The organism is Streptomyces sp. NPDC003379, assembly GCF_053589195.1.
The window spans coordinates 147,218-173,698 of record NZ_JBSFRK010000009.1 but is presented as its reverse complement, the minus strand read 5'-3'; the positions used below and the strand labels follow the sequence as shown (position 1 = coordinate 173,698).

The 26,481-nt window shown below is 73.3% G+C and carries 17 protein-coding genes and 1 pseudogene; 7 read left to right on the top strand and 11 right to left on the bottom strand.

Annotation, left to right across the window (positions count from 1 at the left end; all coding sequences use genetic code 11):
- Positions 1 to 66: 66 nt before the first annotated feature.
- Both lon and ACWDVB_RS11285 read right to left on the bottom strand, forming a co-directional pair.
- Positions 67 to 2,502 (bottom strand): endopeptidase La, encoded by a 2,436-nt coding sequence (gene lon / locus ACWDVB_RS11290; RefSeq protein ID WP_451512760.1) that lies wholly within the window; start codon positions 2,500 to 2,502, stop codon positions 67 to 69.
- An 89-nt stretch (positions 2,503 to 2,591) separates the two neighbouring features.
- Positions 2,592 to 3,368 (bottom strand): rhomboid-like protein, encoded by a 777-nt coding sequence (locus tag ACWDVB_RS11285; protein WP_451512759.1) that lies wholly within the window; start codon positions 3,366 to 3,368, stop codon positions 2,592 to 2,594.
- A gap of 161 nt (positions 3,369 to 3,529) precedes the next feature.
- Between ACWDVB_RS11285 and ACWDVB_RS11280 the strand changes: the two genes are divergently transcribed.
- The 4 genes from ACWDVB_RS11280 (at position 3,530) to ACWDVB_RS11265 (ending at position 10,258) form a co-directional block, all read left to right on the top strand.
- Complete coding sequence (locus ACWDVB_RS11280; protein ID WP_451512758.1) at positions 3,530 to 4,243, top strand: spermidine synthase; 714 nt, start codon at positions 3,530 to 3,532, stop codon at positions 4,241 to 4,243.
- A gap of 65 nt (positions 4,244 to 4,308) precedes the next feature.
- Entirely contained in the window at positions 4,309 to 5,049 is a 741-nt protein-coding gene (locus tag ACWDVB_RS11275) for a response regulator transcription factor (protein ID WP_451512757.1), read from the top strand.
- A 13-nt stretch (positions 5,050 to 5,062) separates the two neighbouring features.
- Positions 5,063 to 6,160 (top strand): sensor histidine kinase, encoded by a 1,098-nt coding sequence (locus tag ACWDVB_RS11270; protein ID WP_451512756.1) that lies wholly within the window; start codon positions 5,063 to 5,065, stop codon positions 6,158 to 6,160.
- 276 nt (positions 6,161 to 6,436) lie between these two features.
- The gene (locus ACWDVB_RS11265; protein ID WP_451512755.1) at positions 6,437 to 10,258 is read left to right on the top strand and encodes a multifunctional oxoglutarate decarboxylase/oxoglutarate dehydrogenase thiamine pyrophosphate-binding subunit/dihydrolipoyllysine-residue succinyltransferase subunit; all 3,822 of its coding nucleotides are present in this window, start codon (positions 6,437 to 6,439) and stop codon (positions 10,256 to 10,258) included.
- Between the two features lie 77 nt (positions 10,259 to 10,335).
- On the opposite strand, the gene fxsT is transcribed toward ACWDVB_RS11265, so the two are convergent.
- The 7 genes from fxsT to ACWDVB_RS11230 form a co-directional block, all read right to left on the bottom strand.
- Entirely contained in the window at positions 10,336 to 13,233 is a 2,898-nt protein-coding gene (gene fxsT / locus ACWDVB_RS11260) for an FxSxx-COOH system tetratricopeptide repeat protein (RefSeq protein ID WP_451512754.1), read from the bottom strand.
- Between the two features lie 94 nt (positions 13,234 to 13,327).
- Positions 13,328 to 14,545, bottom strand: a complete 1,218-nt coding sequence (locus ACWDVB_RS11255; protein ID WP_451512753.1) for an FxsB family cyclophane-forming radical SAM/SPASM peptide maturase — start codon at positions 14,543 to 14,545, stop codon at positions 13,328 to 13,330.
- On the bottom strand, positions 14,542 to 14,718 hold the full coding sequence (locus ACWDVB_RS11250) for a hypothetical protein (protein WP_451512752.1): 177 nt from the start codon (positions 14,716 to 14,718) through the stop codon (positions 14,542 to 14,544). Before ACWDVB_RS11250 ends, ACWDVB_RS11255 begins: the two co-directional genes overlap by 4 nt.
- Complete coding sequence (locus tag ACWDVB_RS11245; protein ID WP_451512751.1) at positions 14,715 to 18,776, bottom strand: SAV_2336 N-terminal domain-related protein; 4,062 nt, start codon at positions 18,774 to 18,776, stop codon at positions 14,715 to 14,717. Before ACWDVB_RS11245 ends, ACWDVB_RS11250 begins: the two co-directional genes overlap by 4 nt.
- A gap of 4 nt (positions 18,777 to 18,780) precedes the next feature.
- Positions 18,781 to 19,782, bottom strand: a complete 1,002-nt coding sequence (locus ACWDVB_RS11240; protein WP_451512750.1) for an AAA family ATPase — start codon at positions 19,780 to 19,782, stop codon at positions 18,781 to 18,783.
- Positions 19,783 to 20,002: 220 nt separating this feature from the next.
- Positions 20,003 to 22,030, bottom strand: coding sequence for a VMAP-C domain-containing protein (locus ACWDVB_RS11235; protein ID WP_451512749.1), 2,028 nt, complete (start codon positions 22,028 to 22,030; stop codon positions 20,003 to 20,005).
- Positions 22,023 to 22,865, bottom strand: a complete 843-nt coding sequence (locus tag ACWDVB_RS11230) for a CU044_2847 family protein (protein WP_451512748.1) — start codon at positions 22,863 to 22,865, stop codon at positions 22,023 to 22,025. Before ACWDVB_RS11230 ends, ACWDVB_RS11235 begins: the two co-directional genes overlap by 8 nt.
- A gap of 179 nt (positions 22,866 to 23,044) precedes the next feature.
- Here ACWDVB_RS11230 and ACWDVB_RS11225 point away from each other — a divergent pair, with 179 nt between their 5' ends.
- Positions 23,045 to 23,227: a DUF6104 family protein gene (locus ACWDVB_RS11225; RefSeq protein ID WP_055509879.1), complete on the top strand. Its 183-nt coding sequence runs from the start codon at positions 23,045 to 23,047 to the stop codon at positions 23,225 to 23,227.
- Here ACWDVB_RS11225 and ACWDVB_RS11220 read toward each other — a convergent pair.
- Positions 23,228 to 23,845, bottom strand: a pseudogene (locus tag ACWDVB_RS11220) (TIGR03620 family F420-dependent LLM class oxidoreductase); the annotation flags it as partial.
- On the opposite strand from ACWDVB_RS11220, the gene ACWDVB_RS11215 reads away from it, so the two are divergent.
- Positions 23,789 to 24,421 (top strand): TetR/AcrR family transcriptional regulator, encoded by a 633-nt coding sequence (locus ACWDVB_RS11215; RefSeq protein ID WP_451512747.1) that lies wholly within the window; start codon positions 23,789 to 23,791, stop codon positions 24,419 to 24,421. The pseudogene ACWDVB_RS11220 and the gene ACWDVB_RS11215 sit on opposite strands and share 57 nt — an antisense overlap.
- An 80-nt stretch (positions 24,422 to 24,501) precedes the next feature.
- Here the strand turns inward: ACWDVB_RS11215 and ACWDVB_RS11210 are convergent, their stop codons facing one another.
- On the bottom strand, positions 24,502 to 25,347 hold the full coding sequence (locus ACWDVB_RS11210; protein ID WP_451512746.1) for a hypothetical protein: 846 nt from the start codon (positions 25,345 to 25,347) through the stop codon (positions 24,502 to 24,504).
- A gap of 207 nt (positions 25,348 to 25,554) precedes the next feature.
- Between ACWDVB_RS11210 and ACWDVB_RS11205 the strand changes: the two genes are divergently transcribed.
- On the top strand, positions 25,555 to 26,481 hold the full coding sequence (locus ACWDVB_RS11205) for a DUF4097 family beta strand repeat-containing protein (RefSeq protein ID WP_451512913.1): 927 nt from the start codon (positions 25,555 to 25,557) through the stop codon (positions 26,479 to 26,481).

Genomic DNA, 26,481 nt, shown 5'->3' with positions numbered 1-26,481 from the left:
TACGCGAACGGCTGGGTACGCGAACGGCGGCCGCCCCGTGCGAGGGCGGCCGCCGTTCCCTTGCCGTTACGCCGCGACCGGGGCCTTCACCTCGGCCACGGTGGCGGTGGCTTCGGTGAGCGCCAGTTCGAGCACCTGGCGCACATCCGTGACCGCGTGCACGTCCAGCTTCTCCAGGACCTCGGCCGGGACGTCGTCCAGGTCCGCCTCGTTCCGCTTCGGGATGATCACCGTGGTGATCCCGGCGCGGTGCGCGGCGAGCAGCTTCTGCTTGACGCCGCCGATCGGCAGGACCCGGCCGGTCAGCGAGATCTCACCGGTCATCGCCACGTCCGTACGCACCTGGCGCCCGCTGAGCAGCGAGGCGAGGGCGGTCGTCAGCGTGACGCCCGCGCTCGGCCCGTCCTTGGGGACCGCGCCGGCCGGGAAGTGGACGTGCACCCCCCGGTCCTTCAGGTCGCCGACGGGCAGCTCCATCTCGGCCCCGTGGGCGCGCAGGAAGCTCAGCGCGATCCGCGCCGACTCCTTCATCACGTCACCGAGCTGGCCGGTGAGCGTGAGCCCCGTGGCGCCGGTCTCCGGGTCGGCGAGCGACGCCTCCACGAACAGCACGTCGCCGCCGGCTCCGGTGACCGCGAGTCCGGTGGCCACGCCCGGCACCGCGGTGCGGCGCTCGGCCGGGTCCTGGGCGGACTCGGGCACGTGGTGCGGCCGCCCGATCAGGCCCCGCAGATCCTCGTCGGTGACGGTGAACGGCAGCTGCCGCTCACCCAGTTCGTGCTGGGCCGCGACCTTGCGGAGCAGCCGCGACACGGAGCGTTCGAGGTTGCGGACGCCCGCTTCGCGCGTGTACTCACCGGCGAGCTTGCGCAGCGCGCTCTCGTCGAGGACCACCTCGTCCTTCTCCAGGCCCGCCCGCTCCAGCTGGCGCGGGAGCAGGTGGTCGCGGGCGATGACGACCTTCTCGTCCTCGGTGTAGCCGTCGAGCCGGACCAGCTCCATGCGGTCGAGCAGCGCCTCCGGGATGGCTTCGAGGACGTTCGCCGTCGCCAGGAAGACGACGTCGCTCAGGTCCAGCTCCACCTCCAGGTAGTGGTCCCGGAAGGTGTGGTTCTGCGCCGGGTCGAGCACTTCGAGGAGGGCGGCGGCCGGGTCGCCCCGGAAGTCCGAGCCCACCTTGTCGATCTCGTCGAGGAGCACCACCGGGTTCATGGACCCGGCCTCCTTGATGGCCCGCACGATCCGTCCGGGCAGCGCCCCCACGTACGTACGACGGTGTCCGCGGATCTCCGCCTCGTCGCGTACGCCACCGAGCGCGACCCGCACGAACTTGCGGCCCATGGCGTGCGCGACGGACTCGCCGAGACTCGTCTTGCCGACACCCGGAGGGCCCACCAGGGCGAGGACCGCACCGCCGCGGCGGCCGCCGACGACGCCGAGGCCGCGCTCGGAGCGGCGCTTGCGCACCGCGAGGTACTCGGTGATGCGCTCCTTCACGTCTTCGAGGCCCGCGTGCTCGGCGTCGAGGACGGCCTGCGCGCCGCGGATGTCGTACGCCTCCTCGGTCCGCTCGGTCCAGGGCAGTTCGAGAACGGTGTCCAGCCAGGTCCTGATCCACGAGCCCTCGGGCGACTGGTCGCTCGCGCGCTCCAGCTTGTCGACCTCCTTGAGGGCGGCTTCACGCACCTTCTCGGGCAGGTCGGCGGCCTCGACGCGGGCGCGGTAGTCGTCGGACTCCTCGGCTGCGTCCTTGCTGTCGCCGTTGAGCTCGCGCAGCTCCTTGCGTACGGCGTCCAGCTGGCGGCGCAGCAGGAACTCGCGCTGCTGCTTGTCCACGCCCTCCTGGACGTCCTTGGCGATCGTCTCGGCGACGTCCTGCTCGGCGAGGTGCTCGCGCAGCTGCGCGGTGGCGAGCTTGAGGCGGGCGACCGCGTCCTCGGCCTCCAGGAGTTCGATCTTCTGCTGGGTGGTGAGGAAGGGGGAGTATCCGGAGTTGTCGGCGAGCGCGGAGACGTCGTCGATCTGCGTGACGCGGTCGACGACCTGCCAGGCGCCGCGCTTCTTCAGCCAGCTGGTGGCGAGGGCCTTGTACTCCTTGACCAGCTCGGTGACGGCGCCCGGCAGCGGTTCGGGCACGGAGTCGTCGATCTTCTGCCCCTCGACCCAGAGGGCCGCGCCGGGGCCGGTCGTACCGGCGCCGATCCGCACCCGGCCGCGGCCGCGGATGAGGGCGCCGGGGTCGCCGTCGGAGAGCCGCCCGACCTGCTCGACGGTGCCGAGGACGCCGGTGGCGGCGTACGTCCCGTCGATGCGCGGAACAAGCAGCACCTTCGGCTTGCTGTCGCCCTCGGAACGGGCCGCGGCCTGCGCGGCCTCCACCGCGGCGCGCACCTCGGCGTCGGAGAGGTCGAACGGGACCACCATGCCGGGCAGGACCACCTCGTCGTCGAGCGGCAGCACAGGCAGAGTGAGCGGAGTGTACGAGGTGGACTCAGTAGCCATGATCTCCCTTTCGGCATCCAAGTTGAGCTATACCGACTCAATGCTTGTGAGTGCCGCGATGTTCCCCAAGGGCTGTTCGCTCTGAGCGATCACCTGTCGGGGCGCCCGGACCGGCGCCCGCGCCCGAGCAGCGGCCACGTCGAGACGCCGACCACGAGCGCCAGCAGGTGGCCCCAGTTCGTCATCGGGTCGGCGAACTCGATCAGGTCCTCGATCAGCATCCAGCCGAAGCCGGCCAGCACGGCCCACCGCGGCCACGGCGGGAGCAGCCCCGCGAGCGCGCCGACGCCGGCGGCCACGCCGAAGCTGATGCCGTAGTCGAGGCGGTGCAGCGAACTGTCGGGCAGATGCCCCGCGAGCACCGAGAGCCCGACCGGCACCTCCGTCGCGAGGGTGGCGACGACGTGCCCGAGCAGGAAGACCCCGGCGGTGCGCCGGCCCCCGATGCGGCGCTCCAGCGCGGTGAGAACCAGCAGAAAGCCGATCGCGTACGGCGACGCGATGCCACCCGCGATCCACAGGGCGCTGGCGACGAGCACGAGGGCGGGGCTGTGCACGAGGTGCGCGACATCGGTACTGGACCCACGGAGCAGCGCGTCGACGAGGTCCGGGTCGGCGTACTGACCGAGAAGAGAGGTGGCGACGAGAACGAGCGCGTACCCGAAGGTGAAGGGCGTGCCCTTGGGGCCGGGCAGCAGCAGCCAGGGCCGAATCCGGGGGCGGCGCCCGCCGGTTGTGCCGGTCGCTGCCGCGGCCGGGGGTTCCAAGGGCTGCGGGCGGCGGCCCGGCTGGCGGGGGAGCCCGTTCAGGGGCGGCGGCCCAGGGGGGACCGGCGCGGTGTCCGAGGGCTGGACGCTCTGGTTCACGGGTGAGGCGCTCCTTCCGTCCCGCCCCACCCTTTGCCCTCTTTTCGGGCGCTGTCTATGACCGACGCCACGCGGGACGCGATTCACAGCAACCTCAGGGGCGACTTCCGCGTTGCCGCACAGGCTGGCAGGCCCCGAGCTCCCGCTCATACGCTGAGCCCATGCCCACCCACACCACCACCGCCCCCGTCGTCCTGGACCGGCGCGAGGGCCCGTACGGCGAGGTCGTGCTGCGGCGCCACGGTGAGCTGCTGCAGATCATCGCCAACGGCTGTTTCCTGATGGACACCTCCGACGGCCGCTCCGAGCGACTGCTCGTCGACGCGGCGCGGGACGCCCTCGACGGCCGCCCGGAGCCCGCCGTGCTGATCGGCGGACTCGGCGTCGGGTTCTCCCTCGCGCACGCCGCCGCCGACCCCGGCTGGGGACGCATCACCGTCGTCGAACGGGAGAGCTCCATCATCGACTGGCACCGGCACGGACCGCTCGCCGAGCTGTCCGCCGCCGCGCTCGCCGATCCGCGTACGCGAATTCTTCACACCGACCTCGTCACCTACATCAATGGGCGCACCGAGGGGGGCGCGGAACCGCTCTCCGGCCCGCCGGAGACGTACGACGCGCTCTGTCTCGACATCGACAACGGACCCGACTGGACGGTGACGGAGGGCAACAACTCCCTTTACTCGCCTGCCGGTCTGGCCTCCTGCAAAGCCCGCCTCACCCCCGGCGGAGTCCTCGCCGTATGGTCCGCCAAGCCCTCGTCCGCTTTCGACGACGCTCTACGGAATGCCGGATTCCAGGGGGTACGGACGGAAGAGATCCGCGTTGCCCGAGGCGTCCCCGACGTGGTGCACCTCGGCGTCAGGGCTGCGTAGCCGAGGTGCCTTCGCGACCCGTACCCTGCTGACCGAACACAAGCGATCAGTGTCAGGGGCGGGCGATGGAGCAGACACACACCTCCCACAACAGCGCCACGGCGGCGACACCGGGCGCCCAGCGCCGGGTCCTGGTGGTCGAGGACGACCCGACGATCGTCGACGCCATCGCCGCCCGGCTGCGTGCCGAGGGTTTTGTTGTGCAAACGGCCGGGGACGGTCCTTCGGCGGTCGACACGGCTCAGGCCTGGCAGCCCGACCTGCTGATTCTCGACATCATGCTGCCGGGCTTCGACGGCCTGGAGGTGTGCCGCCGGGTCCAGGCCCAGCGCCCCGTCCCGGTCCTGATGCTCACCGCGCGTGACGACGAGACGGACATGCTGGTCGGACTCGGCGTCGGCGCGGACGACTACATGACCAAGCCGTTCTCCATGCGCGAGCTCGCGGCCCGCGTGCACGTCCTGCTGCGCAGGGTCGAGCGGGCCGCGCTCGCCGCGACCACCCCCCGCAGCGGCATCCTGCGCCTGGGCGAGCTGGAGATCGACCACGCCCAGCGGCGTGTGCGCGTGCGCAGCGAGGACGTCCATCTGACACCCACGGAGTTCGACCTCCTGGTCTGTCTGGCCAACACCCCGCGCGCCGTCCTCTCCCGCGAGCAGCTGCTCGCGGAGGTCTGGGACTGGGCCGACGCGTCCGGCACCCGGACCGTGGACAGCCACATCAAGGCGCTGCGCCGGAAGATCGGCGCCGAGCGGATCCGGACGGTGCACGGCGTGGGATACGCCCTCGAAACCCCGACGCCGTGAGGCCGGTCCTGCCATGAGCGGGCCATTCGGGCCTTTCGGGTCTTTTCAGGGGCTGCGGCCGTTCTCCATCAAGACCAAGCTCGGCGCCCTCGTGGTCGTCTCCGTCTTCATCACCACGGGGCTGCTCCTCGTCGCCATGAAGACCGAGACCGAGCTGCGCTTCATCACCGTCTTCTCGGTGATCGCCACGCTGCTCATCACGCAGTTCGTGGCGCACAGCCTCACCGCGCCGCTCGACGAGATGAACGCGGTGGCCCGCGCCGTCAGCCACGGCGACTACACGCGCCGGGTGCGCGGCGCCGACCGGCGCGACGAGCTGGGCGACGTGGCCACCACGATCAACGCCATGGCCGACGACCTGGAGGCCCAGGACACCCAGCGCAAGGAGCTCGTCGCCAACGTCAGCCACGAGCTGCGCACCCCCATCGCCGCCCTGCGCGCGGTCCTGGAGAACGTCGTCGACGGAGTCTCGGCGGCCGACCCCGAGACGATGCGCACCGCCCTGAAGCAGACCGAGCGCCTGGGGCGGCTCGTCGAGACGCTCCTCGACCTCTCCCGGCTCGACAACGGCGTCGTACCGCTCAAGGCCCGCCGCTTCGAGGTCTGGCCGTATCTGTCGGGCGTACTGAAGGAGGCCAACATGGTCGCCTCCGCGCGCGCGGGCATCGCCTCCGGCTCCGGCAGCCACACGCGTACGGACGTCCATCTGCACCTGGACGTCTCGCCCCCGGAGCTGACCGCCCACGCGGACGCGGAGCGCCTGCACCAGGTCGTGGCGAACCTCATCGACAACGCGGTCAAGCACAGCCCGCCGCACGGCCGGGTGACGGTGCGGGCCCGGCGCGGCCCCTGCCCCGAGTCCCTGGACCTGGAGGTGCTCGACGAGGGCCCCGGCATCCCGGAGTCGGAGTGGCACCGCGTCTTCGAGCGCTTCAACCGCGGCAGCCACGCCGGAGCCCCCGCCAAGAACTCGGCCAACGACGGCGGCACCGGCCTCGGCCTCGCCATCGCGCGCTGGGCGGTCGATCTGCACGGCGGCCACATCGGGGTGGCCGAATCCCCTCGCGGCTGCCGCATCCAGGTCACTCTTCCGGGCCTGTCCGAGGCGTGAAGTTGACGTAGGGTTCGAAGCGGAAGCGATTCACCGGCCGCTCTCGTGGGCACTCGGGGACCGCCGCCGCGCGTAAACGTCCCGTAGACGTACTCGCGCGGCCATCTCGCGTTGCGGAACCTCGCTTGTTTCCCGCCATTTACACCCCCGAAACCCCCGGCCCAGTGTGACTTACGCGACGGATGACGGGCCCGGTCTGCACCTCGCGCCGATGGAGGCGTAGCCTTTATTTCCGCTGTCCATCACCTTGTGAAGCGGAAGAGGGCGGTTACCGCCGTGTCGCCACAGTCCCCCAGTAACTCGAGCATCTCGACCGACCAAGACGGGCAGGGCAAGAACCCTGCCGCAGCCTTCGGTCCCAACGAGTGGCTCGTCGACGAGATCTATCAGCAGTACCTCCAGGACCCGAATTCGGTCGACCGAGCCTGGTGGGACTTCTTCGCCGACTACAAGCCAGGGGTGGGCGCTTCCGTAGCAGCCGCCCCGGCGAAGCCGGCGGGTGACGCGGCCGCGGGGGCCGCGTCCCCCAGCACTCCCGCCACGCCCGCCGCGCCCGCCGCGCCGGCTCCGGCCGCCCCGGCACCCGCGGCGCCGCAGACTCCGGCCGCACCGGCCGCGAGCGCCGCCGCGCCGCAGTCCGCTCCCGCCGCGGCGAAGCCCGCCGCGGCCGAGCCGGCCACCGCGAAGCCCGCCGCCACCAAGGCGGAGCCCGCGAAGGAAGCCCCGGCCGGTCCGGAGTACGTGACGCTGCGCGGCCCCTCCGCCGCTGTCGCCAAGAACATGAACGCCTCGATCGAGGTCCCGACGGCGACGTCGGTCCGCGCGGTCCCGGTGAAGCTGCTCTTCGACAACCGCATCGTCATCAACAACCACCTCAAGCGCGCCCGCGGCGGGAAGATCTCCTTCACGCACCTGATCGGGTACGCGATGGTGCAGGCCATCAAGGCCATGCCGTCGATGAACTACTCCTTCGTGGAGAAGGACGGCAAGCCGACGCTGGTCAAGCCGGAGCACATCAACTTCGGCCTCGCCATCGACCTGGTGAAGCCCAACGGCGACCGCCAGCTGGTCGTCGCGGGCATCAAGAAGGCCGAGACCATGAACTTCTTCGAGTTCTGGCAGGCCTACGAGGACATCGTCCGCCGCGCCCGCGACGGCAAGCTCGGCATGGACGACTTCACCGGCGTCACGGTCTCCCTGACCAACCCCGGCGGCCTCGGCACCGTCCACTCCGTGCCGCGTCTGATGCCCGGCCAGTCGGTCATCATGGGCGTCGGCTCGATGGACTACCCCGCGGAGTTCCAGGGCACCTCCCAGGACACCCTGAACAAGCTCGGCATCTCGAAGGTCATGACGCTCACGTCGACCTACGACCACCGGGTCATCCAGGGCGCCGCCTCCGGCGAGTTCCTGCGGATCGTCGCCAACCTCCTCCTCGGCGAGCAGGGCTTCTACGACGAGATCTTCGAGGCGCTGCGCATCCCCTACGAGCCGGTCCGCTGGCTCAAGGACATCGACGCCTCGCACGACGACGACGTCACGAAGGCCGCCCGCGTCTTCGAGCTGATCCACTCCTACCGGGTGCGCGGCCACGTCATGGCCGACACGGACCCGCTGGAGTACAAGCAGCGCAAGCACCCCGACCTGGACATCACCGAGCACGGCCTCACCTTGTGGGACCTTGAGCGGGAGTTCGCGGTCGGCGGCTTCGCCGGCAAGTCGATGATGAAGCTGCGCGACGTCCTCGGCGTGCTGCGCGACTCGTACTGCCGCACCACCGGCGTCGAGTTCATGCACATCCAGGACCCGAAGCAGCGCAGGTGGCTCCAGGACCGCATCGAGCGCCAGCACGCCACCAAGCCGGAGCGCGAGGAACAGCTGCGCATCCTGCGCCGTCTGAACGCCGCCGAGGCGTTCGAGACGTTCCTCCAGACCAAGTACGTCGGTCAGAAGCGCTTCTCCCTGGAGGGCGGCGAGTCCGTCATCCCGCTGCTCGACGCGGTCATCGACTCCGCCGCCGAGTCGCGCCTGGACGAGGTCGTCATCGGCATGGCCCACCGTGGCCGGCTGAACGTCCTGGCGAACATCGTCGGCAAGTCGTATGCCCAGATCTTCCGCGAGTTCGAGGGCAACCTCGACCCGAAGTCGATGCACGGCTCCGGCGACGTGAAGTACCACCTGGGCGCCGAGGGCACCTTCACCGGCCTGGACGGCGAGCAGATCAAGGTCTCGCTGGCCGCCAACCCCTCCCACCTGGAGGCGGTCGACCCGGTCCTGGAAGGCATCGTCCGCGCCAAGCAGGACATCATCAACAAGGGCGGCACGGACTTCACGGTCCTGCCCGTCGCCCTCCACGGCGACGCGGCCTTCGCGGGCCAGGGCGTGGTCGCGGAGACGCTGAACATGTCGCAGCTGCGGGGCTACCGCACCGGCGGCACGGTCCACGTCGTCATCAACAACCAGGTCGGCTTCACCGCCGCCCCGGAGTCGTCCCGCTCGTCGATGTACTCGACGGACGTGGCGCGGATGATCGAGGCGCCGATCTTCCACGTGAACGGCGACGACCCCGAGGCCGTCGTCCGCGTGGCGCGGCTCGCCTTCGAGTTCCGTCAGGCGTTCAACAAGGACGTCGTGATCGACCTCATCTGCTACCGCCGCCGCGGGCACAACGAGTCGGACAACCCGGCGTTCACCCAGCCGCTGATGTACGACCTGATCGACAAGAAGCGCTCGGTGCGCAAGCTCTACACCGAGTCCCTCATCGGTCGCGGCGACATCACCCTGGAAGAGGCCGAGCAGGCGCTCCAGGACTACCAGGGCCAGCTGGAGAAGGTCTTCACGGAGGTCCGCGAGGCCACCTCGCAGCCCTCGCCGGTGGAGGTCCCGGGCCCGGAGGCCGAGTTCCCCGTCACGGTGAACACCGCGATCTCCCAGGAGGTCGTCAAGCGCATCGCCGAGTCCCAGGTCAACATCCCCGACCGCGTCACCGTGCACCCGCGTCTGCTGCCGCAGCTGCAGCGCCGCGCGGCCATGGTCGAGGACGGCACGATCGACTGGGGCATGGGCGAGACGCTCGCCCTCGGCTCCCTGCTCCTTGAGGGCACCCCGGTGCGCCTCGCGGGCCAGGACTCGCGCCGCGGCACGTTCGGCCAGCGCCACGCGGTCCTCATCGACCGCGCGACGGGCGACGACTACACCCCGCTGCTGTACCTCTCCGAGGACCAGGCGCGCTTCAACGCCTACGACTCGCTGCTCTCGGAGTACGCGGCGATGGGCTTCGAGTACGGCTACTCGCTGGCCCGTCCCGAGTCCCTCGTGATGTGGGAGGCCCAGTTCGGTGACTTCGTCAACGGCGCGCAGACCGTCGTCGACGAGTTCATCTCCTCGGCGGAGCAGAAGTGGGGCCAGACCTCCGGCGTCACCCTGCTCCTGCCGCACGGCTACGAGGGCCAGGGCCCGGACCACTCGTCCGCCCGCCCGGAGCGCTTCCTCCAGCTGTGCGCGCAGAACAACATGACGGTCGCGATGCCGACCCTCCCGTCGAACTACTTCCACCTCCTGCGGTGGCAGGTGCACAACCCGCACCACAAGCCGCTGGTGGTCTTCACGCCGAAGTGGATGCTGCGCCTGAAGGCCGCCGCGTCCAAGACGGAGGAGTTCACGACGGGCGGCTTCCGCCCCGTCATCGGCGACGCCACCGTGGACCCGAACGCGGTCCGCAAGGTCGTCTTCTGCGCGGGCAAGCTCTACTACGAGCTGGAGGCCGAGCGGCAGAAGCGCGGCGTCACGGACACGGCGATCATCCGCATCGAGCGCCTGTACCCGCTGCCGGGTGCGGAGCTCCAGGAGGAGATCTCCAAGTTCCCGAACGCCGAGAAGTACCTGTGGGCGCAGGAGGAGCCGGCGAACCAGGGCGCGTGGCCCTTCATCGCCCTCAACCTCATCGACCACCTGGACCTGGCGGTCGGCGCGGACATCCCGCACGGCGAGCGGCTGCGGCGCATCTCGCGCCCGCACGGCTCGTCCCCGGCGGTCGGCTCCAAGAAGCGCCACGAGCAGGAGCAGGAGCAGCTCCTGAGCGAGGTCTTCGAGGCCTAGGTCTCAGCGGTCCCGCGAACGGTGGGCCCGGCCCCGAGTGCTTGTCGCTCGGGGCCGGGCCCACCGGCGTACGCGTCTCAGATCGGGTGGGGCTCGAAGTCCCAGTACAGGCGGGCGCGTTCGGTGTGCTTCTCGGGGCGGCCCGACGGCTCGTAGTCCAGGGCGAGCCCGGCCCTCAGGTCGCGGGTGAGGCCGTGCGACTCCCCGAGGACGCGGGCGGAGCGCGCCACCGCGGCCTCGCCGAGGTCCGCCGCTGCCGCGATGTCGCCGCTGAGCGCGAGCGTCGTGGCGGCGTTCAGCGCGCAGCCGAGCGTCCAGGGGTGGTCCGGGCCCACGGCCCGCTCCATCCGGGCCCGCGCCCGGTGGGACACGGCGAGGGCCGCGCGCAGGTCGCCCGCGTCCCGCAGCAGCACGGAGACGTTGTCCCGTGCCCCGGCGGCGTACGGATGGGCCTCGCCGAGCTGCGTCTCGTACAGCGAGGCGGTGCTGTCGGCCAGCTCGCGGGCCTCGTCGGCACGGCCGAGGTGGCGCAGGAGCATGGCGTAGTCGCAGGACACCATGAGCGTGTCGGGGTGCCGGGCGCCGCGTTTGCGCAGCAGCTTCTCGCGGACCCGGCCCATCATGGCCTGCGCGAACTGGAGGTCTCCCGTGCGCCGTGCGCACAGCGCGAGGTTGTGCTCGGCGTACAGCGTCTGGGTGTGGTGGCGGTCCAGGACCTGGCTGTGCAGGCGGGAGTTGTGGCCCTGGATCTGCTGGGCCTCGGCGTAGTTGCCGAGCAGGCGCAGCATCCAGGCGGTGCGCAGCGCGGAGTGCAGCGTCAGCGGGTTCTTGCCGCCGAGGAGCTGGACGCGGGCCTCCAGGATCTTGCGGTGCAGGGCGAGGGCTTCGGCGTAGTGGCCCTGGAGTCCGACGGCGACCGCGAGGTTGCTGCGCAGGCTCAGGGTGCGGGGTACGTTCTCGCCGCCCAGCTCCGTCGACGCCTGGCCGGCGGCGTCCTCGAAGAACGCGCGGGCCTCGCCGTACCGGCCGAGGGCCATGAGGGTGCCGCCGAGGCCGTCCTTGGCGCGGATCACCTCGATGGGGCGGGCTTCGTCGGTGGCGGTCAGGCGCTCCAGGATGTCGCGGCCCACGGCCTCCGCCTCGGTGTTGCGGCCGAGGCCGCGCAGCATGTTCGCCTGCTGGTGGACGGCGACGAGCACGGCGCGGTCGGTGGGGCCCGACGCGGGCCGCCAGTGCCTGACGGCTTCCCTGCTGAGCCACCAGCCGTCCTTCTCCTCGCCGCGCATGCGCAGGTACTCGATGCAGTTGAGGACGAGTTCGCGTACGTCGTCGTCGGTGGAGGCGAGGGCGCCGGACGGCTCCAGGTGGGGTATCAGTTCGGCGTAGCGCGCCCAGTTGCCGGGCGAGGCGGGGTCACGCGGGTCGGCGGAGACGAGGACCTTGCGGGCGGCCTCGGAGTAGCGCCTGCGGTCGAGGGGGGACTGGATGCCGACGACGTAGCGGTGGAAGAGGCGGTGCATGCGCAGGGTGCTGACGCGCTGGATGTCCATGCGCCCCGGCTCGTACTCGACGCGCATCGAGGTGATCTCGGAGAGTCTGCGCAGCGCGGTGTTCCAGCTGCTCGGCTCGGAGACCAGCTCGGCGAGCGGGCGCGGCAGGTCGCCGTGGCGGGAGGTCTGGAGGAGCCGGACGGGCACGACGTCCGGGGAGAAGCAGGCGAGGAGGTTGAGGAGCTGCCAGGCCGTCGCGGCGCCGTCGCGCAGGGTGTTGAGGGTCTTGGCCCAGGCGACCTGGAAGGACTCGGGGTAGTCGCGGGACTCCACGACGCCGAAGCGGTCGGGTTTGCCGGCCCGGATGTCCTTGATGTAGCCGGGCACGTCGGCGGTGGGGGTGACGTCGAGCCAGGCCGCCATCTGGTCGAGGAGCAGCGGCATGTCCTCGACGGCCTCGGCCAGCCGGTCGGCGTCGTCCTCGGTGAGCCTGGCGGCCCTGCGGCCGACGAACGCGACGCTCTCGCCGCGCTGGAAGGGCGGAATGCGTACGGCCTTCTCGGTGTGGACGGCCCACTCGGCGCGGAGGGTGGTGATCAGGACGTGGCCGCGCCCCTCGGGTATCAGGTCGAGGACCTTCTCGGGGGTGTCCGCGCCGTCGAGGACGATCAGCCAGGGGCGCGTCGTGCGGGCCAGTTCGCGCCGTGTGGCGTCGATGACGGTGTCGAGCTGCCCGGACATCTCGATGCCCAGCTGCGGAGCGAGGGCCGCGAACTGCTCGCGGGCGGTGACGCGGCCCGCCGCGGTGACCCACCACACGATGTCGTAGTCGCCGGCGAAGCGGTGGACGTACTCCAGGGCGAGCTGGGTCTTGCCGATGCCGCCCGGGCCGTGCAGGGCGATGGTGCAGCCTTCGGTGCCGGCCGCCGCGAAGGTGTCGTGGACGGTCTCCAGGAGGCGGGTGCGGCCGGTGAAGCGGCGGTTGCGGCGCTGGGCGTTCCACACCTCCGGCAGGTCGTCGGGGAAGCGGGGGCCCGGCGAGAGGTCGACGAGAGTGGCGGGGGCGGCGATCCCCGCGCACTCCAGGACGCGGCTGCGGGCCACCTCGGGGCGCAGGCCGCGCAGTTCGACGGGGGCCAGCGCGATGACGGCGTCGGGCAGGGCCCGCGCGGTGATGCTGACGGCGGCGATGCGGTCGCGGTGGGCGGGCAGCACCTCGCGGAGCGCGGCGGCCCAGTCCTCGAAGCGGTCGTTGCCGAGCCGCTCGTACCAGTCGTCGATGAGGAGCAGGACGCGGCCGGGGGCTTCGAGGAGGCCGGTGAGGGCGTCGGTGGCGGGCGGGCGCCGCAGCGGGTTCCAGCGGACCAGGGTGGTGGCGCGGCCCGCGGCGCGGATCTGGTGCTCGATCCACTTGGCCCAGGACTCGCTCTGGCCGGCGAAGACCACGGTGACGTGCGGCCGTTCACCCCCGGTGTCTCCGGTCATGTGCGGCCTCCTTCTCCGGTGTCGCCGACGGGTCACGCCAGGGCGAAACGGTCACGTGTGTGCACAGGGAATCCAATTGTGCGCCAAAGGGGCGTCAGAATAGACGACTTGGGGCGGGTAATGCGGTCGCGGTGGTGGAAAGACGGTCGGCGATGTGCCGAATGAGCCGTTCCAGGTCGGCGCAGTAGACGCTGGGGTGCAGGAATCCGCTGCCGGGGGCGTAGCGGTGTACGTAGTTTCCGCCGCCGCAGACCCGGACCACCGGGCAGGCCCGGCACTCCTCGGAGCGGCCTTCAAGACCGAGTTGGCGGGCGGCGACGCCAGGATGGCGCAATGCCTCTTCGAAGTCGTGCCCGAAGACGTCGAGGCCGGTCGCGGGGGCTCCCGCGTACGCCGACTTCAAGGAGTCGACCTGTTCGATCGCGCCGTCCGTGTCGACGACGACCGCGGCGAGCGGCGAGAGCCCCACGGCCTCCGCGGTGCTGGGCAGGCCGAGGAGGAGCGCCACGATCTCCCGGAAGAGGCGGACCCGGGTGCGCATCCGGCCGGCGTCCCACCAGGCGTCGAAGAGGGTGGCGAGCCAGTCGCCGTAGGGGGTGGGGCGTGGCCGGTGTCTGCCGGGCCGCTCCTCGGGCGCGATGCCGGGCGGCGGGGCGGCCCAGTTGCCGTGCGGGAGCAGGAAGTCGACGCCGGGCGGGTCCAGGCCGAGCAGCGACTCGTACACGTCGACCGGGTCGGCGGCGAGGTCGATGGTGCAGAGGATTCCGGCGTACGTGTCCGGGCGCGCCGCCAGCAGCCGGGCGGCGTTCCGAGCGGCGGGCCAGGCGGGGCGGCCCGCGTGGTCGGTGCGGCGGGCGTTGTGGGCGGCGCGGCCGCCGTCGAGGCTGAGGCCGACGCGGATACCGGCGGCGGCGAGGCGGTCGAGGGCGCGTCCGGTGAGCAGGGTGCCGTTGGTCTGGACGGTCGCGGTCACCCGGCAGTCGGCGGGCACGGCGTCCCGGACCTCACGGGCGTACGCGATGACGGCGTCGGGGCCGGTCAGCAGCGGTTCGCCGCCGTGCAGTTCGATCCGTATCCGGGGCAGCCGGTGCCGGGTGACGTGTTCGGCGACGCGGGCGGCGGTGCGGCGCATGACGGTGGTGTCGGCACGGGCGGGGCGCTCGCGCCAACTGGCGTCCGGGGAGCGGTAGACGTAGCAGTACGAGCAGTCCAGGTTGCAGCGGCCGTGGACCTTGAGGACGAACTGACGGAAGGGGACGGGCCGGTGTGCGGCCGGGTCCAGGGTGGCGTGCGGCCAGGCGGGGTGGCTCACGGGGCGTCCTCGTACTGGGCGACGACAGGACCCTCGTACGCGGCCGCTTCGACGAGATCGGCGAGCAGCGCGGCGTAGACGGGGTGGCCGGCGCGGTCCGCGTGGGGCGCGAGGGCGGCGAGGGGCGGCAGCTCGGGCAGGGGTATGCCGCTCGGGGCGGCGGGGGCGCTCACGCCTCGCCCGGGAGGGACTCTAGGCGGGCCAGGGCGGCGCGCAGCTCTTCGGCCCGTACGGCGACCGCGGCGGACGGAGGTTCGGGGAGCCGGCGCAGGGCCTCGCGGTACGCGAGAACGGCCAGATCGGGCTCCTCCAGCTGCTCCAGCGTCTCGCCGCGCGAGTGGTGCGCCTCGGCGGCGAGGTCGGCGTCGCCCGCCTCGACGGCGGCCTCGGCGGCGCGGCGGTAGTACTCGTCGGCGCGGCGCAGCTGGGCGAGGGCGTCGGTGCGTACGGCGAGGCGCGCCGCGACCTCGCCGCGCCGCAGCCAGCTGTACGCGGCGAGGTGCGGGTCGACGAGGGAGCGGGCCACCGCGCCGAACAGCCAGTCGGCCTCGTACAGGTCGGCGAGGACCTCCTGCGCCGCGAAGCGGGCGACGTAGGCGTCGGCCAGCTGCATGCGCCGCTCGTCGCGCTCCGGGTCGGCCGTCGAGGTCGCCTCGACGGCCTCGCGCAGATGGCGTACGGCCGCGTCGGTGTCGGCCGCCGAGCGGGTGTCGGCGCCGCGCCGGGCGAGGGCGGCGCCCAGGCGGTGCAGCAGGCGCGCCCTGGCCGGGTCGTCGCGGGGGGCCAGTGGGAGAGCCATCTCCCAGCGTTCGACGGCCAGTTCGCGGTACTCGTCGCGGCCCGAGCTGACGTACCGCGCCCAGTGCACGTCCGCGCCGCGCGCATGGCACTCCAGAATCAGGTCGTGGTCGCCGTCCGCCGCCGCCAGGGCCTCGTCCACGGCGGCGAAGATCAGCCGCTGGCCGCCCTCGTCGGGGTCGTCGGCGCGGGCGAGCTGGAGGGCGTCGGCGAGGTCGAGCCAGGCGCGCGTCCGCTCGGCCGCGTCGAAGCCGTCGTGCGCCAGGGCCACCCGGAGGTCGTCGCAGGCGTCGAGGGCGACGCCGCTCGCGTCCGGCACGGAGCGGCCGCCCAGGTCGTCCCTGGGGATCTCGCCGCTCCCGCTGTAGTGCCGCGCGAGCCGCTTGCGCAGCCTGCCGCGCAGGAGGTGGCCGCCCGCCTGGTCGGGGCCGAGGGTGAGGACGCCGGTGGTGCTGATGGCGCGGCGCATGAAGTCCACGTAGACGTCTTGCGGGCGGGGGTCTTCGTAGGCGTTCTGGAGATGCGGGACCTGGGCGTAGGTGTCCTGGGGGCGCGGGGCCTCTGCGTGGGTGTCCTGGGGGCGCGGGGCCTCGGCGTAGCCGTCACCGCGGGCCGCGAACCAAGGGCTTTCCTCGCCGGAGCCGTCCCGCGCGCGGCTCTCCTCGCCGGGGGCCGCGAACCAGGGGCTTCCCTCGTCGGCGCCGTCCGGGGCGCGGTGGCCTGCGGAGCCGGGGCGGGCCCGGCCGAGCGTGCTGCCGTGGAAGGCGGCGTCACCGAGGTCGAGGCGGCCCGCGCGGGGGCCCGGGCCTTCCGGTGCGGTGTAGCCGTCCGCGTCCGCCGTGGAGAAGGTGAGGCTTCCGTCCCCGGAGTCCGCGCCCGCGCCGGTCGCAGCGAAGAGCGCCGCGTGCACGGCGTCCGCGTACCGCCCCTCCGTCTCCGCGTCGAACGGCGTACGCCCGGCGGCGAGCTCCACGCGCGCGTGCTCCTCCAGGAGCTGCGCGACGACCGCGCGGGCGTACTCCCGTTCGTCCTCGTCCGACATCGGGGTGACGCCCATGTTCCGGTCGCGGCGGCGCTGCTCGGCGATGCGGTCACCGGCCTCCTCCTTGAACCGCCGGGCCAGCTGGAGATCGACGGGCGCGTTCGGCCCGCGCCGCGCGTACGCGCCCGAGGAACCGCTGCGGGACCCGCGCGTGGAGCCGCCCGCATCGCGGGCCGCCACCCGCACGCCCCCCTCCACGAGCCGCGCCGCCACCACCGCGAGGCGGCCGAGCGCTTCCGCCAGGGCCTGCTGCGCCGGCCAGCCCGGGTGCGCGGCGTCGTCGCCGAGGTGGGCGGGAACGGGCAGCAGCGCGTCCGTCGCGTCGTCCAGGAGGAGGTACTCCGCCCAGAGCGCCGCGAGGGGCCCTTCGCCGCCCAGGCGCTCCGCCTGGCCCCGCACCGCGTCCGGCAGCGCCGCCGCGGCCGTGCCGGAGCGCTCCACCTCCTCGGCGGTCGCGATGAGCGCCGCGCCGAGCAGCAGCCGCGCCTGCGCCGACCGCTCCCCGACCGTGGCCACGACCCGCAGCGTGTCCCGCAGGTCCGCCGCGCCGTGCCGCGCGGTCCACCGCAGGAACAGCGTCTCCCCGAGCTCTTTGAGAACCTTGTCCCTCACCGCGTCGCCGCACCGCTCGGCCGCCGCCTCCAACAGCTCCACCGCGCGGTCCAGGTCCCGCACCTGCCGCTCCCGCGCGTACCGCTCACGCGCCTCCCCGGCGGCCTCCCGCAGCGCCTCGGGGTCGTCGCGCCCGGGCTCCCGCCCCTGCGCCCGCGCGCTCGGCAGGAACCGCCGCAGGACCTCCCCGGAGACCTCGGCGAAGGCCCGCAGCGCCGGGTGGTCCACGTCGGCCCCGGGAGGCGCGGGCGCGGGCTCCCCGCTGTCGCCGAGCAGCGCCACCGCCGTGGCGGGGAAGTTGTGCACGCTGCGCCCGAACCGCCGCTCCAGATAGTCCGAGCAGTGCTTCTGCAGCAGCAGGGCGTCGTCGCGCTCCAGATGCCCGAGCAGCTCCTCCTCGACGCCCTCCAGGAACCGGTAGCCGAGCACCTCGGGGTCCTCGTCCCGCTCGCGGCGCTTGAGGAGCCCGCCGAGCAGCACCTCCGCGAGGACCTCGGGCCCGCTGCCCGCCAGCATGGCGCGCTGCACCAGCTGCATCACCGGCAGGATCGTCGGCACCGCCGACAGGTACACGGCGAGCTGCCAGGCCGCGGGCGACGCGGTGCGCCGGAACGCCCGCACCCGCTCCGCGCCACCGACCTCCTGGCGGGCCCGCACCGGCGCCCTGGACGGCCCGTGCCCGGCCTCTGCGTGCCCGGCGGCCGCCTCCAGGGACTGCCCGGTGGCGCCCGACACCAGCTTGGCCCAGCCCTCGACGGACGACCTGCGCAGCGCGAGCACCGGCACCGGAATGCCCCGCCGCCGCGCCGCGCCGCCGTTCGCGGGCTCGAACTCCAGGCGCCCGGCGGGCCCTTCGCGCCGGTGCAGATGGCCGCGCTGCGCCGGAAGATGCGTACGCCGCCACATCCGCTGCGGCAGCGGCTGCACCACGGCGACCGGCGCGAGCGAGCCCCAGCGGTACAGCAGCCGCTGCATCCGCCCGCTGCGCCACATCGGGCCCGCGCAGTCGCTCAGGACCAGGGTCAGCCTGCTGCCCGTGGGGTCGCTCAGGCGTTCGGGGTCCTGGAGGGCGGCGCCGGGGCGGACCGTGGCCGCGTACCCGGGGCGGCCGTCCTCGCCCTCGTGCAGGAACTGCACCTGCACCTCGCGGAAGGCCCCCGCGCGCTCGCACACGTGCCGCAGCTCGCCGAGCGCCTGCTCCCACACGACCGTCGACGTGGACAGGTCCATGACGAGCAGGAGCCGTGCCTCGCGCCGCCGGGCGTGCCGCAGGACGGGGACCACGAGGCCGGTGTCGGCGGCGCGCTCCGCCGTGGCCTGTTCGTCGAGGTCGCGCGGGACGGGCCGCACGGGCGGCCGGTAGCGCTGAAGGGGCCGCAGGGCGCGCTGCAGGGCGAGCGGGTCGGGAAGCACCGCGGCGGCCGGTACCTGCACGGGCACGCCGTCGCGCCGCTCGGCGCCGCCGCCCTCCTCGACGGGCACGACCAGGCGGGCCCGGGGCACCGCCCGGGGCGCCGCACGGGGCGCGGGGGCGGGCGGGACGGGTGCCCGGTGCCGTCCGGCGTCGTCGTGCGCGCCGCCGCCGGAGCGGATGGGCCGCGGCGGGTCGGCGGCGGGCCGCTCCTCGACGCCCTCACCGCACGCCGTGACCTGCCGGGCGAGCCATAAGGAGTCGGCCAGCTCCCGGACGGTCGGGGCCAGTTCCGCGTCCCGCAGGCGTGCGACGAGCGCCGCGAGCGCGTCGCTCACGGCGTCGGCACGGTGCGGGGCGGGGGTCATGTCGTCACCGCGGTCCGCGGTCCAGGGGCCGCATGAGCAGCCCGGCGATCTCCTCGCGCCGCTCGGGCTCCTGCCGCGCGGCGTGCTGGGCGAGGAAGATGGCGTTCAGGAGCTGGTCGGTGGGGCGCAGCGCGCCGTCCGACTCGGCGTCCGTGAACTGGTCGACGAGGTCGAGGTTCGTGTCGTACGAACCGGCTCCGAAGTGCGCGAGGACCATCGCGGCGAGCCGCTGGTCGCGCGGCGGTTCCAGGTCGAGGGGAACGCAGCGGCGCAGCAGCGGACCGGGGAACTCGCGCTCGCGGTTGCTGGTGAGGACGACGACGGGGAAGGCCCGGCAGCGCACCCGGCCGCGGGTGACCGGCACGCGGCGGCCGTCGTCGGTGAGGACGCGCACGGTCTCCTGCCCGGGCCGGTCGGCGATCCGCTCCAGCTCCGGGATGCCGAACTCGCCCTCCTCCAGCACGTTCAGGAGGTCGTTGGGCAGGTCGATGTCGCTCTTGTCGAGCTCGTCGATGAGCAGGACGCGCGGCCGGTCGGAGGCGATGAGCGCGGTGCCGAGCGGCCCGAGCCGCAGATAGCGGCCGATGTCCTCGGCGTGGTCGCGGCCGAGCTGGTTGTCCTGGAGGCGGCCGATCGCGTCGTAGGTGTAGAGCCCGTCCTTCAGTTCGCTGCGGCTGACGATCGCCCACTGCAGGACGCGGCCGAGTCCCAGTTCGTACGCGAGTGAGTGCGCCAGGGTGCTCTTGCCCGAGCCGGGCTCACCGGTGACGAGGAGGGGGCGGCGCAGGTAGAGGGCGGCGTTGACGAGTTCGAGCGCGTCGGTGCCCTGCACGGACATCGGGACGTTGCTGTCACCGAGGCGGCGGCGGGTGGCCGAGTCGATGTCCGGGACCTCGTACGGCACCGGAGCGGCGTCGAACGCGCGCCAGGGCGGCGGCCCCGGCAGCCGTCCGATCTTGTCCGGATCCGGACCACCGACGCCCTCGTAGATGAACCATCCGCTCACAGCGTGCTCCTCGTCGACGGTAGATGGCTTCGATGGCTCAGCCGGCTTCGACGGCTTCGACGGCTTCGGTGACTGGTCAGGTCCTGGCCGACGGGGGCGACGCGCGCCCGCGCCGGGCACCTGGGAATGTACCCACGCGCGCGTGCCTCAACAGCGGCTTTCGGCCAGGGAGTTGTCGGGTCCGCGCCATCGACGGACGTACGCGTGTCCGCTGTCGCCCTCACGGCGAGTCCGCCGGCATCGTGTCCTCGGGCGGCAGCGGCCTGCGCGGGTCGTCGTACAGCAGGGCGAGCGGTTCGGCCCAGCGGCGGTCGCCCCGGCCGGCGCTGATGTCCTGCCGGATGTGCCGGAGCGCGTCGGGCAGTTCGGCCACCGACCCCACCCGGCCGAGCAGCCGCTCCACGCCCGCGTGCAGCTCCTCGCACGAGTCCTGGCAGCCGCGGGTGGCGTGCCCCTCGATGTGCCAGAGCATGACGCCGTGGCCGCTGCCGAGGGCGAGCTTCATGGCGTCGCGGCCCGCGCCGCGCCCGGCGGGGCGGCACATCACGGGGATCGACGCATGCGGCAGCTTCTGGAAGTGCCGGGCCTGCGGCCTGCTGTCCCGCTCGGGCACCCGGGCGGGCGCCAGCTCCCGGGCCGCGGCGATCGCCTCCCAGCGTTCGTGCCAGTCGGCGTTGTCCGGATCCACGCGGCGCGCGAGGTCGCGCAGGACCACGCGCCGCTGTGTGCCGAGGCGCTCGGTGGCGTACAGCTTCGCGATGTCGTCGAACTGCCAGCGGTGCACCTGGGTGTCGAAGTGCTCGGCGGGCAGGGCGAATTCCAGCGGTACGGGGGCGCCCTCGCCGTCGAGCCTGTGCAGGGTCCGGCTCAGCGGGGCGCGCAGCGCCTGGACGAGCTCGCCGGGCAGGAACCCTTCTCCGGAGTAGTCCTCGGCTGCCATCTCCGTGTCGCCGCGCTCGAAATCGCCCCCCTGTCCGCTGTGGTTGATCCACACCTGCCAGTGGAAACGGGCGGGCGTCACGCTGATCACCGGGTCGAGCAGGACGGTCACCGTGGGCCCCTCCCCCGGCCCCGGGTAGGGCACGGACGCGCGCTCCGGGCCGCCGGGCTCGGGGCGCAGCTCGTCGGGGAGCCGGGCGTCGGTCACCAGGGCGTGCAGATGGGTGCGGTCGTCCTCCCTGAGCCGCTCGGCGACCCAGGCCTCCAGTGGCTCGGCGTCGCCGCCGCGGCTGCGTACGTACGCGGCGACGAGCCGCAGATAGTGCAGGAACGTCAGCGCGTCCTCGGGCAGGGCCCCGTCGTAGAGCAGCCCGTGGCCGTCGCGCCAGGTCATCAGCGCGGGGGCGGCGCCGGGCGGTCTGCGGCCCCGCACCTTGCGCACGATCTTGGCGACGGACGGCGCGGCGCCCGGGTCGGGCAGGCGGGCGAGCAGGCCGAGGGCGGCGCGGCGGTCCTTCGGGGTCCACAGGTCGGGACCCGGGCGCCGCTCCGTGCCGAGGAGCCGCTGCTGTTCGTCGATCCAGTTGTCGCCGGTGATGACGCGCGGGACGGTGCCGTGCCAGCGGTCGTGGGCGGCGGTCACCTCGCGGTAGGCGGCACCGAACCGCCGCAGCGCGAGCGTCGCTACGGCCATGCCGCCGTCCCGCTCCCTGCGCCGCGACTTGATGAGGCCGACGACGGCGCCGGTGCGCGGGTCGAGCAGGGGGCCGCCGGAGACGCCCTTGGGGAAGGCGATGTCGGGCTTGAAGCGCAGCCCGGCGCCGTCGTCGCGGACGTTGATCTCGGCGTCGGCGCTCCAGGGCTTGGCGCCCGCGCTCGCCTCGTTCTCGTCCGGCCGGTAGCCGTACGCGACGACCTCGCCGAACGGCCGTACGGCGCGGTCGGCGAGCCACACGCACTCGTGCTCGACGGTGTCGTCGAGGAGCCGGACCAGCGCGAGGTCCTCCTCGGGCGGCACGAGGGACCGCTCGTGGTCGCTGATCAGCCAGTGCGCGAGACGGGCCGCTACGGGAATGCCGTCATCAAGATCGGCCCCCCGCACCGCGAACGGCCGCTCGCGGTCCTTCGCGAGGTGCGGCCGCAGCACATGGGCACAGGTCAACACCCACCCGGGCGCAACAAAAAACCCACTGCCCCACATAGGCGCGTCCCCCACACCACCACACCCGACCCCGCCACCGTCCCCTGCGAGGAGGTGCACGGTGGCGGCTTGCGCGAGGGCGTCCAGGCGGGGGGTGGGCTCAGGCATGTGGGGGTGTGGGGGGATGGGGGGCGGCGGGGTGGGCGGCGCCGGCGCCGCTGTGGGCGGCCGGAGGGGCGCCGGGCGCGGTGGCGCGGCGGTCTTCGGGGCGGGCGGCGGGCCGGGCGGCGGGTGCGGTGGACTGGCCGTCAGGCGTGACGGCGCCGGGCGCGGGCGCAGGGCCACCGGGCGGGGTGCAGCCGGGCGTGGCGGCGCGGCGATCTACGTGGCCGGCGGCGGCCCGGCCGTCGGGCCAGTCGTCGGACGCGGCGGACTGGCCACCAGGCCGGGTGCCGCTGTGGGCAGTGGACCGGCCATCAGGCGCGGCGACCCGGTGAGCGGCCGGAGGGCCGTCAGGCGTGACGGCGCCGGGCGCGGGCGCAGGGCCGTCAGGGTGGGCGGCGCGGCCGTCAGGCGCGGCGGCGCCGTGCGCGGCCGCAGGGCCACCGGGCGTGGCGGCGCGGCCGTCAGGCGTGGCGGCGCCGGGCGCGGGCGCTGGAGGGCCGTCAGGCGTGGCGGCGCTGCCGTTCAGCTGCCAGGTGAGCGTGACCTGCACGGACGCCTTGGCCTCGCCCTCGGCGAGCACGGCGATGACCTTGCCGGGCTTGGCGCTGAGCTCCACGCCGAAGGTGACGCTGGCCTCGTCGGGCCGCGCGGCGGCCGCCGCGTCGAGCACGGTGCCGCCGACCCCGCGGATCAGCTCGCCGAGCTCCTCGACCTTGGCGACGGCGGTGTCGAGGACGCCGACATCCTCGTCGTCCGCACCGTGTCCGCCGACCGCGCCGATCCTGGCGTACACCGTCTTCCCGCCGGGCAGCTCGATCCGCTGGACATGCCCCGCCACAGCCCATCCCCCCGCTCTCAACTCACCCTTCGAACCCCGCTACTTGATCTGCGACGAGGTTACTGGCCTGCACGGTTGCAGGGCGAGCCCCGCAGGCCGTACGAATCCGGCCACACCGGCAGCACAGCGCCCACCGCCTACCATGGGGCGACAGAGACCGTCCGCATCAGGAGCATGAGTTGTACTTCACCGACCGTGGCATCGAGGAGCTGGAGAAGCGGCGCGGCCAGGAGGAGGTCACCTTCGAGTGGCTCGCCGAGCAGCTCCGCACCTTCGTGGACCTCAACCCCGACTTCGAGGTCCCGGTCGAGCGCCTGGCGACGTGGCTCGCGCGGCTGGACGACGAGGACGAGGACGAGTAGTCACACCGCCACGAGCGCGGGCGCGAGCTCACGCCACTCGGGCAGCGGCAGGGCCGCGGGATCGGCCGTGAGCACCTGTACGCAGACGTGGTCGGCGCCCGCGTCGAGATGCTCCCGCACGCGCGCGTGGAGCACGTCCACGTCTCCGTAGGCGACGATCGCGTCGACCAGCCGGCGACGTCCTCGTCGCCGAAACCCATGCGCCGGACGTTCGCCGCCTGGTGGGGCGCGCTGGTGACGTAACCCGCGACGTGCCGGGCGGCCACCTCGCGGGCCCGCTCGACATCCGTGTCCAGGACGACGCTCGACGCCGAGGAAGGCGTCCGATCCCATGATCTCGCGCGCGAGCGCGGTGTGCTCCGCGGGCACGAAGTACGGGTGTGCGCCCCAGGCCCGCTCGGCGGCCAGCGCCAGCATCTTCGGGCCGAGCGCCGCAAGGACGCGGCGCGGCGCCGGGTCGGGAACCGGCCCGTGGGCCGGGGCGGCGTCCATGGAGTCCAGATAGCGGCGCATCGTCGAAAGGGCCCTCCCGCGCGCGGGGACGGGATACCCGTCGACCTCGTGGACGGTGTCATCGACCCGGTGGCCACCGAGGCCCAGCAGATAGCGCCCCGCGGCCGACAGCCCCGCGCGGACGCTCGCCGCAATCGTGAGCGCATCGCCGCCGCGGCGCGCGAGGCATTCTCCGAAGCGGGTCCGGAGGCGTCCCTGAACGACATCGCCCGCCGGGCAGGCGTCGGCCCGGGCACGCTCTACCGCCACTTCCCCGCGCGCCACGCCCTGCTGACGGCGGTACTGAAAGACCGCATCGACACCCTGTGCGACCGCGCGGACGAGCTCTCGGCCGCCACCTCACCCGAGGAGGCGCTGGCCGAGTGGCTGCGCGCCTTCCTCGCCCACGCGCGCGGCAGCCACGGCTTGGCCGGCGCCCTGATGGCCGAAGAGCCACAGCAACACACACCGGACGACGCTCCGGCCTTCGACTGTCATCAGCGCATCCAGGACACGGCACACCAACTGCTGACCCGCGCGCAGCGCACGGGCACGGCCCGCCGCGACCTCACCGCCCCTGACCTGGTCCAGCTGGTCGTCGGAATCGCCCTGTCGACGGCCCATGCGACCGCGGACCCCGGTCGGCCAGAACGCCTGCTGGCCTTGGTCCTCGACGCGGTGACGCGGCACCCGAAGACCTGACCCGACCGCGCCGGGCCATATAGGCCAAGCCCGACCGGACTGGACCGGGAGGCCCAGCGCCGAGGACCATCGCGAGGAGGTCAGCCGCGATGGCCCCAGTCGCCCGCCCGCATCCGGTCGTACGCGAGTCCGAGCGCCCCCTGCGCCAGCAGCACCGCGGCCGCCACGGCCCATCCCCCGCTGCGCCGCCGTACCGCCCACGCCGCGAGCGGCAGACCGGCCGCCACCTGCGCCACGGCCAGCGCCCGCGCCTTGGGACCGCGCACCCAGGGGCCGAGCGGGCCGTTGTCGACCACGTCGAACTCCGCCCGCACCGCGTCCCGCCATCCGGACCATTCGACCTTGCGTACGTCCCGCTGCACCCGCGCCACCTCACGGAGCCGGTCGGCCGCTTCACCGGGAACCAGGCCCACCGGAAGGGCAAGGCCCGCACGCGTGAGGACACCGAGAAGACCTCGCACCCTGGAGCGCGCGTCGGCCCCCGTGTCGGGCCTGGTCAGCGCCTCCAGGGACTGCATGTCCAGAACGGGATCGAGGCCGAGCCGCGCGGCGAACGTCCGCATCGCCTCGTCCTCGCCGACGGGCGTGCCGTTCGCGAGCCATTCGTAGCCGACGGTGCGCCGAAAACCGGCGGCGAGGGTGTAGCCGGAGCGGTCGGTGTCCCACCACAGGGCGAGCACGGGCCGGCCCGAGCCGACCGCCAGCGCGGTGGCCCAGCCGGTGAGCACCCGGTCGACCGGTTCCTCGCCGTGCAGCCAGGGCTTGCCCTCGGGCACCAGCACGCTCCAGCCGCTGCCGGCCGGCGCGAGCAGCATCCCCTCGCGGAGCAGATGGGCCGCGGGCTCCATCGTGTCGATGTCGGCCCGGCAGAGCAGCAGCGCGCCGACGCCCTGGGCACGCGCACGCTCGGAAGCTTCTGACGACATGCCCCCCACGCTAGGACAGATCACAACATTCGGCGCATAAACCGCGACAGCTGGCCGCAGGCCACACGGCAGACGGTTCACCCTCGCCACGCCTTGACTTCCCACAACCGCGATATATCGTGAATAGCAGAGACGCGATATGGCGCGTCTGCCGTCTCACACCCGCCCGTCAAGGTTCCACGTCGCCAAGGAGGTCAGCCCATGTCCGTGTCGGAGTGGTCCGTCGCCGAGCCCCGGAAGCTCACGTTCGACGCCCCGGTGGCGACACTCCAGGTCCGCGTCGTCAACGGAACGGTGAACGTGGTGGGCACGGACGGAGGCTCCGCCCGCCTGGAGGTCTCCGACATCGAAGGCCCTCCCCTGACCGTCACCCAGGCGGACGGCATCCTCTCCGTCGCCTATGACGACCTGCCCTGGAAGGGCTTCCTCAAGTGGCTCGACCCCAAGGGCTGGCGCCGCAGCGCGGTGGTCTCGGTGGCCGTGCCCGCGGGCACCCGCGTGGAGGTGGGCGTGGTCGGCGCGGGCGCCACGGTCTCCGGCATCAAGGGGCACGCGGAGGTGAAGGGCGTCACCGGTGACACGACCCTGGTCGGCCTCTCGGGCCCGGTCCGCGCGGACACGGTCGCCGGGAACGTGGAGGTGCAGGGCGTCACCGGCGACCTGCGGTTCACCTCCGTGTCCGGCGACCTGACCGTCGTCGAGGCAGCGGGCTCCTCGGTCCGGGCCGACTCCGTGAGCGGCTCGATGATCGTGGACCTCGACCCGGCGGGCAGCCCGACGGACGTCGCCCTGACGAGCGTCTCGGGAGAGATCGCGATCCGCCTCGCCCACCCGGCGGACGCGGAGGTGGAGGTGGACACCGCGAGCGGCTCGGTGTCGAACGCCTTCGAGGATCTCAAGGTCAGCGGCGGTGGAGTCCCCCCTGCTCCGGGCCGTTCACCGGCTTGGGGATGGGGCGCCAAGCGGATCACGGGACGGCTCGGCTCGGGCGGCGGAAGGCTCAGGGCGACGACGGTCTCCGGGTCGGTCGCGCTCCTGCGCAGGCCACCGACGGAGGAAGATCCCTACGACGAGGCCCCCCTGGACATCCCCCCGGCGGACACCGCCGACCCGACCGACAAGAAGGTGCTCTGA

Excerpts from the sequence above, each read along its gene's own strand:
- ACWDVB_RS11280 (WP_451512758.1), top strand. The coding sequence starts at position 3,530 with ATGCCCACCCACACCACCACCGCCCCCGTCGTCCTGGACCGGCGCGAG.
- ACWDVB_RS11210 (WP_451512746.1), bottom strand. The coding sequence starts at position 25,347 with ATGTCGTCAGAAGCTTCCGAGCGTGCGCGTGCCCAGGGCGTCGGCGCG.
- ACWDVB_RS11270 (WP_451512756.1), top strand. The coding sequence starts at position 5,063 with ATGAGCGGGCCATTCGGGCCTTTCGGGTCTTTTCAGGGGCTGCGGCCG.
- ACWDVB_RS11235 (WP_451512749.1), bottom strand. The coding sequence starts at position 22,030 with ATGCCTGAGCCCACCCCCCGCCTGGACGCCCTCGCGCAAGCCGCCACC.
- lon (WP_451512760.1), bottom strand. The coding sequence starts at position 2,502 with ATGGCTACTGAGTCCACCTCGTACACTCCGCTCACTCTGCCTGTGCTG.
- ACWDVB_RS11245 (WP_451512751.1), bottom strand. The coding sequence starts at position 18,776 with ATGACCCCCGCCCCGCACCGTGCCGACGCCGTGAGCGACGCGCTCGCG.
- fxsT (WP_451512754.1), bottom strand. The coding sequence starts at position 13,233 with ATGACCGGAGACACCGGGGGTGAACGGCCGCACGTCACCGTGGTCTTC.
- ACWDVB_RS11275 (WP_451512757.1), top strand. The coding sequence starts at position 4,309 with ATGGAGCAGACACACACCTCCCACAACAGCGCCACGGCGGCGACACCG.